The 6759-nt window shown below is 76.8% G+C and carries 5 protein-coding genes and 1 pseudogene; 5 read left to right on the top strand and 1 reads right to left on the bottom strand.

Going from position 1 to position 6759, the window contains the following annotated elements:
* Window positions 1-264 precede the first annotated feature (264 nt).
* Together ACIP9H_RS17560 and ACIP9H_RS17555 are read left to right on the top strand one after the other, a co-directional pair.
* A complete protein-coding gene (locus ACIP9H_RS17560; protein ID WP_401591707.1) occupies window positions 265-573 on the top strand; it encodes a hypothetical protein in 309 nt (102 codons plus the stop codon).
* A complete protein-coding gene (locus ACIP9H_RS17555) occupies window positions 537-1739 on the top strand; it encodes an amidase (protein WP_401591709.1) in 1203 nt (400 codons plus the stop codon). The genes ACIP9H_RS17560 and ACIP9H_RS17555 overlap by 37 nt, the downstream gene beginning before the upstream one ends.
* Here the strand turns inward: ACIP9H_RS17555 and ACIP9H_RS17550 are convergent.
* A complete protein-coding gene (locus ACIP9H_RS17550) occupies window positions 1692-3080 on the bottom strand; it encodes a serine hydrolase domain-containing protein (protein ID WP_401959678.1) in 1389 nt (462 codons plus the stop codon). The genes ACIP9H_RS17555 and ACIP9H_RS17550 overlap by 48 nt on opposite strands.
* Before the next feature lie 237 nt (window positions 3081-3317).
* Here ACIP9H_RS17550 and ACIP9H_RS17545 point away from each other — a divergent pair, with 237 nt between their 5' ends.
* The 3 genes and pseudogenes from ACIP9H_RS17545 to ACIP9H_RS17535 all read left to right on the top strand — a co-directional run.
* Window positions 3318-4016, top strand: a complete 699-nt coding sequence (locus ACIP9H_RS17545; protein WP_401591713.1) for a FadR/GntR family transcriptional regulator — start codon at window positions 3318-3320, stop codon at window positions 4014-4016.
* The gene (locus tag ACIP9H_RS17540) at window positions 4013-5434 is read left to right on the top strand and encodes a hypothetical protein (protein ID WP_401591715.1); all 1422 of its coding nucleotides are present in this window, start codon (window positions 4013-4015) and stop codon (window positions 5432-5434) included. The genes ACIP9H_RS17545 and ACIP9H_RS17540 overlap by 4 nt, the downstream gene beginning before the upstream one ends.
* Window positions 5389-6585 (top strand): annotated as a pseudogene (locus ACIP9H_RS17535) (GMC family oxidoreductase N-terminal domain-containing protein); the annotation flags it as partial. The gene ACIP9H_RS17540 and the pseudogene ACIP9H_RS17535, both read left to right, overlap by 46 nt.
* Window positions 6586-6759: the final 174 nt, after the last annotated feature.

Raw genomic sequence — 6759 nt, 5'->3', positions numbered from 1 at the left:
GCGTCGCCCCCTCTTGGACGTCCCGCCTCCCGGGGCCGTCGCGAACATGACTCATCGGCACATCGGCGGCCCGCGCCGCCCGGCACGGGACCGGTGACCCGCGGATCACGGCGAGTGCGCCGAAGGCGCGACGGTGCCGACACCGGCCTGGCGGCTCGGGCGCCGCGGAAGCGGCGGAAGCGTCGGAAGCGGCGGAAACCCCGTGGTGGGACCGGTCGCCGCGTGCCACCCTGACCGCCGGGCACGAGCCGGAGGAGTGGGGACGTGGGGGCGCTGGAGCCGTACGAGTACGCGGAGCGGGACGCCGTCGGCCTGCGGGAGCTGATCCGCGCCGGCGAGGTGACCGCGGCCGAGGTCGAGGCCGTCGCGCGGCGGGCCCTGGCCGAGGCCGGGGCCGAACTCAACGCGCTCACGCTGCCGCTGCTCGACCCGGCGCCCGCCCACGCGGCCGACGGGCCGCTCGCGGGCGTGCCGTTCGTGGTCAAGGACGGCGGCCCGTTCGTCAAGGGCGTCCCCTTCACCCTGGCAGCCGCGCCGTGCGGGGCGCCGTCGCGGACGCCGACCACGACCTGATGGTCCGTTTCCGGGAGGCCGGGCTGGTCGCGCTCGGCCGGAGCACCGCGCCCGAGTTCGGGCTGAGCTTCGCCACCGAGCCGCTGCGGTACGGGCCGGTCCGCAACCCCTGGAACCCGGCGCGCGGCGTCGGCGGGTCCAGCGGCGGCGCGGCCGCCCTGGTGGCCGCGGGCGCGGTGCCGGTGGCGCACGCCAACGACGCGGGCGGCTCGATCCGCATCCCCGCCTCCTGCTGCGGCCTGGTCGGGCTGAAGCCGTCGCGGGGCCGTACGCCGTCGGGGCCGCTCGCGGGCGAGGCGGCCTTCGGGCAGCAGGCGGAGTTCGCCCTGACCCGGACGGTGCGGGACGCCGCCGCGCTCCTCGACGCGGTCGGTGCGCCCGTGCCCGGGGACAAGGTGACCCTGCCCCCGGTCCCGCGCCCGTACGCCGACGTGGTGCGCGCGGACCCGGGCCGGCTGCGGATCGCGGTGACGACCGCGGCCTGGACCGGCGACCCGGTCGACCCGCGGGTCGCCGCCGTCACCGTGGACACGGGCAAGGTGCTGGAGTGGATCGGGCACCGGGTGACCGAGGCGTCCCCCGCCGTGGACGGCGAGTCCCTGGTGGAGGCGTCGGTGCTGGTCGCGCTGGCGAGCGGCGGGGCGGTGCTGCGCGCGGCGCCCCGGCTGGACCGGTCGCGGCTGGAGGCGGTGTCGCGCGCGGTGCTCGCGGAGACCGAGGCGTGCACGGCGCTGGAGCTGCTGGCGGCCGTCGACGCCCAGCACCGGGTGACGCGCGCGGTCGGCCGCTTCTTTTCCTCGTACGACCTGCTCCTCACCCCGACGCTGGGCGCCCTGCCCGCCCCGCACGGCACCCTCGTCCAGGACGACCCGCAGCACACCGTGCGGTCGTGGCTGCGGCGGCTGTTCGCGTACGGCCCGTTCACGGCGGCGTTCAACGTCTCCGGCAATCCGGCGGTCAGCCTGCCCCTGGGCCTGAGCCGCGAGGGACTGCCGGTCGGGGTGCAACTGGTCGCCGCGCAGGGCCGGGAGGACCTGCTGCTGGGCGTCGCCGCCCAGCTGGAGCAGGCCGTTCCGTGGCGGGACCGCCGGCCGCCGTACACCGTCGGCCGGATGCCGTCAGGTCGTGCCCGGGGTGGGCGGTACGACGGGGACGGTGGGCCCTGAGGTGGGCTCGGCGGGAGTGGTCTGCGCGGGAGTGGGCTGCGCGGGGGAGGTGCCGGGGGCGGTGGGCGAGGCCGTCCGGGGTGAGCCGCTGGGGACGGGGGTCGGCGGGGTGCTCGCCGTCGCCGGGAGCGTGTAGACGTGGCCGGGGGACACGATCTTCGTGATGGCCTGGGCGAACAGGGTGCTGGGCTCGCTGCCCTGGTGGGCGGTGTCCGAGTTGAGCAGCAGGACGAGGGTCGCCTCCGCGTCGGGGAGGTACACCACCACGGTCTGGTAGCCCGGCAGGGAGCCGTTGTGCCCGATCCAGCCGTGGTTGTCGAAGACGCCGAGGCCGTAGCCGACGCCCGGGATCCCGGTCCCCTGGAAGTCCAGGCGTTCCTTCTGGCTGGCGGGGGAGAGGATCGTCCCGGTGGCCAGGGTGTGCGCCCAGGTGCGCATGTCCCGCAGGTCGGAGACCATCGCGCCGGCGGCCCAGGCCCACGAGGGGTTCCAGCCGGTGGCGTCGGTCTCCTGCCCGTTCGGGGTGTCCGTGGTGTAGCCGTGGGCGTGCGGGTCCGGCAGGGACGCGTTCTTGGGGAACGAGGTGTGCCCCAGCCGGGAGGGCAGGACGACGTTGCGCCGCAGGTAGTTCGCGAGCGGCTGCTTGGCGACCTTCTCGATCACCATGCCGAGCAGCACCGTGTTGGTGTTGGAGTACTGGAACTGCTTGCCCGGCGCGGAGTTCGAGGGGTGCTGGAAGGCGTAGGCCAGCAGCTCCGCGGGGAGGAACTCGCGCTCGGGGTTCTCCTTCAGCGCCTTGTCGAAGCCCTGGTCCTCGGAGTAGTTGAACAGTCCGCTGCGCATGTCGGCCAGCTGGCGCAGGGTGATCTTGTCGCCGCCGGGCACGCCGTCCACGTACTTGCCGACCGGGTCGTCCAGCTTCACCTTGCCCTGGTCGACGAGGCGGAGCAGCCCGGTGACGGTGAAGGTCTTGGTGACGCTGCCGATGCGCATGTACAGGTCGGACGTCATCTTGGTGTTCGCCTGCTTGTCGGCCACCCCGAAGGCGTGTACGTACGAGCCCTTGCCGTTCGCCCACACCCCGGCGATCACGCCGGGCACGCCCGTCTCCTTCAGCACGTCCTGGATCGCCGTGTCGAGCCGCTTCGCGGTGTCGCCGCTCAGTTCGGGGAAGGACGCGCTGCCGGGCGCCGCCGTGCCGCCGGTGTCCCCGGCGGCGGGGGACGAGGACGCCGCGGCGGGGGCCGTGGCGCCGTGCCGGTCGGTGCGGGCGGGGCCGCCGCAGGCCAGGGCCGTGGGAAGGGCCGCGGCGGCCAGCGCGACCGCGATCGCCCGGCTCACGGTGCTGCGGTTCCGGGGCGGACGTGCGCACGTGGGCGTCATATCGGTTCTGTGCCTTCCGGCCGAGGGATGAGGGCGAGGGCGCGCCATCGCGAACGTAAGCCGCTCACCGGGGAACGGCGACCGGAGAGCGGCCGGGCACGGCCGTGCGGGTGAGGACCGTTCGCCACCGGGGTCTTGACGGGGCGTCGGATCGTTGGGTTGAGTGGATGAGCCACTGAGCCACTGGAGGGTGAGATGGAAGCGCTGCCGCGTGAGTCGATCGTGGACGTCCTGGAGGACCGGCTGCGCGAGGAGATCCTCGCCGGCCGCCACCCCGCCGGCACGCTCCTGCCGCCCGAACGGCAGCTCGCCGAGGGGTACGGCGTCACCCGCACCACGCTCAAGCACGCCTTCGGACGGCTCGTGCAGGCCGGTCTGCTGGAGACCCGGCACGGCATCGGCACCCGCGTGCGCGACTACGAGCGGCTCGGCGGCGCCGACCTGCTGCCGATGCTCGTCCGGCACGACGCGCGCTGGCTCGGCGAGATCTTCGAAGTGCGGCACGGCGTGGGCACGTTGATCGCCGGCACGGCCGCCTCGCGCGCCACCGCCGCCCACCGGACCCGGCTGCGCGAGCGGGTCGAGGCCGTCCGCGAGGCCGCCGAACCGGACGCGGTGCAGCTGGCCGACGCCGAGGTGCACCGCGCGCTGGCCCGCGCCACCGGCAACCGCGTCTACGTGCTGCTCACCAACACCCTCTTCAACGCCTACCTGCCGATGCGGCGCCACCTGTCCGGTCCGTTCCAGGACGCGGAGGAGGCGCACGCGCGGCTCGAACCGGTCGTCGCCGCCGTCGAGGCGGGCGACGCGGCGGCGGCCCGCGAGGCCGCCGAGGCCTATCTGACCGCCACCGAACGGATCATGCGCGCCGGGCTGAAGGCGGCGGCCCGGTGAGCGGCGGCTCCCGCGGCACCGTCTTCGCCGAGACGATGACCGGCACCGTCCGGCTGTCCGGCGAGGACCGCGACCTGCCGGTGCGGATGGAACTCACCGTCCGCTGCGACCGGTTGCTGCTCCCCCACCGCACCACGCCCGCCCGGGTCACCGGACGGCTGCGCATCGCGGGCCGCGCCGACGACGCCGCGGCCACCGGCACCCTGGAGATCTCGCCGCTGGCCCGGCGGCGCGTCCACTACCGGCTGGAGTTCACCCTCGACGGGCGCGGTTGCGTCCTCGACGGCTGGAAGTCCGTCACCCCGCGGCACCCGCTGCGGTCGATGACCGTCCTGCCGTTCACGCTCACTTGGGACGGATCCCCGGAACCGGCCGGCACCGGCACGCTGCGCTTCCGCACCGCCTCCGCCCTCGGGCCGTTCCTCGCGAGCTTCCGCTTCCCGGTCCGCGACGAGGCCCGCGCGCAGTGGGCGCCCCGCTCCGGCGCCGCCGCGGGCCGCACCGAGGTCTGGTACACCACCGCCACCGACCCCGCCACCGGCGCGGGGCTGTGGCTGCACCACGAGATCGTCACCCCGGCCGACGGCAGCGGCGCCCACGCGCACGGCTGGGCGGCCGTCTTCCCCGCCAAGGGCGCGGAGCCCGTCGAGCACGCCCGCTTCGGGCCGGTGCCGTGGACGGCCGCCGACGGCGTGCCGGAAGGCTTCGCCGCGGGCGGCGTCGAGGCCGTGCCGGGGCGGCTGCGCGGCACCGCGGGCGCCCTGTCCTGGGACCTCGCCGAGGACCCCGGCGACGCCGAACCGCTGTGGACCTTCCCCCGCTGGTCGTGGCGGCGGCCGCTGCTCCCGGCGGCGCAGATCGTGCCGGCGCCGCGCGCCCACTACACCGGCCGCGTCCGCCACGGCTCCAACGCACTGGACCTGCGCCGGGCGCCCGGCGCGACCGCCCGGATCTACGGGCACGGCAACGCGCGCCGCTGGGCATGGCTGCACGCGGACCTCGGGGGCGGCGACGTCCTGGAGATCGTGGCCGCCGTCTCCACCCGGCCCGGACTCGACCGGCTTCCCCCGCTGGTCTTCCTGCGGCTGCGCAAGGACGGCCGCGACTGGCCGCGCGGCGGACTGCGCCCCGCCCTCGGCCGCGCGGGACTGCGGCGCTTCACCGCCGCCATCGGCCTCCCGCAGTGGACCGTCACCGGCCGCGCCGGCCGGCGGCGGATCACCGTACGGGTCACCCAGCACCCGGAGCGCACCCTCGCCCTGGACTACGCCGACCCCGACGGCGCCGCCGCCGTCTGCCGCAACAGCGAGACCGCCGACGCCCACGTCCTCCTCGAACGCCGCGCGTCGGGCCGCTGGCACACCGAGGCCGAATGGACCCTGGACGGCACCGCCCACGCGGAGGTCGGCGACCGGTGAGCGCGGTGCACGGACTGGTGGCGGCGCTGCTGGCCGCCGAGCCCGCCGAGGCCGGGGGCGACTGGACCGCCGGAGTGGCCCGGCGGCTGGAGGGCCTGCTCGCGGCGATGCCCGCACCGGCGCGGCACGGCTTCCGGGCCGCGGCAGCGGCGGTCGACGGATACGCCAGGACCCGGACCGGGCACGGACTGGAGCGGCTGACGCCGGACCGGCGGGAGGCGGTGCTGACCGGGCTGGCGGCCCGGCCCGCGCTGCTGCCCCTGCTCGACGTGGTGAAGGTGCCGGTCCTGCTGGCGGCCGGGACCGAGCGGATGCTGCGCACGGGCGCGCCCGCCGCCGTGCCCGCCGCACCGCAGGACCCCCCGCTGGACTGCGTGCCCGCCGCGCACTGGCCGGACCGCTCGACGGCGGACGCCGTCGTGATCGGCTCCGGCGCGGGCGGCGCCATGGCGGCCAGGACCCTGGCGCGGGCCGGGTTGCGCGTCCTGGTCCTGGAGGAGGGCCGCCGGCACACCACCGCGGAGTTCGGGCGCCGGGCCCCGCTCGACCGCTTCGCCGAGCTGTACCGGGACGGCGGCGCGACCGTCGCCCTGGGCAGCCCGCCGCTCGTCGTGCCCACCGGACGCGCGGTCGGCGGCACGACGGTCGTCAACTCCGGTACCTGCTACCGCACCCCGGACCATGTGCTGGCCCGCTGGCGCGAGCGGCACGGGCTCGGCGCCCTCGCGGACGCGGAGCGCTTCGGCGCGCACCTGGACGAGGTCGAGCGCACCCTGCGCGTGGCCACCCAGCCGCTCGACGTCCTCGGCCGCAACGGCGCGCTCGCCCTGCTCGGCGCCCGCGAACTCGGCTGGCGGGCCGGCCCGCTGCGGCGCAACGCGCCCGGCTGCCGCGGCTCGTGCCAGTGCGTGGTGGGCTGCCCGGCCGGGGCCAAGCAGAGCGTGCAGCTGTCGGTGCTGCCGCAGGCGTGCGCCGCCGGGGCGCGCATCGTCACGGATGCGTCGGTGCGCCGGGTGCTGACCGACCCGGACCGGCCCGGCGGCCCGCGGGCCCGCGGGGTGGCGGTGCGGCGCGCCGACGGCAGCACCCTGGAGATCCTGGCCCCGCTGGTGGTCGTCGCCGCCGGGGCGCTGGAGACCCCGCCGCTGCTGCGCCGCTCCGGCCTCGGACGCCATCCGCGGACCGGCCGCAACCTCGCCGTGCACCCGGCGACGAGCGTGGCCGGGCGCTTCGCCGAGCCCGTCGCGGACGGCGGCCCCGCGGTGCTGCAGAGCGCGGGCGTGGAGGAACTGCACGCGGACGGCATCCTCATCGAGGCCACCGCC

Source organism: Streptomyces sp. NPDC088732, assembly GCF_044751205.1.
Taxonomy (GTDB): domain Bacteria; phylum Actinomycetota; class Actinomycetes; order Streptomycetales; family Streptomycetaceae; genus Actinacidiphila.
The sequence above is the reverse complement of the archived record's forward strand: the minus strand, read 5'-3'. Positions and strand labels throughout refer to the sequence as shown.

What these genes read in the sequence shown, in the direction of transcription:
- ACIP9H_RS17545 (WP_401591713.1), top strand. Translation starts at nt 3,318, where the DNA reads ATGGAAGCGCTGCCGCGTGAGTCGATCGTGGACGTCCTGGAGGACCGG.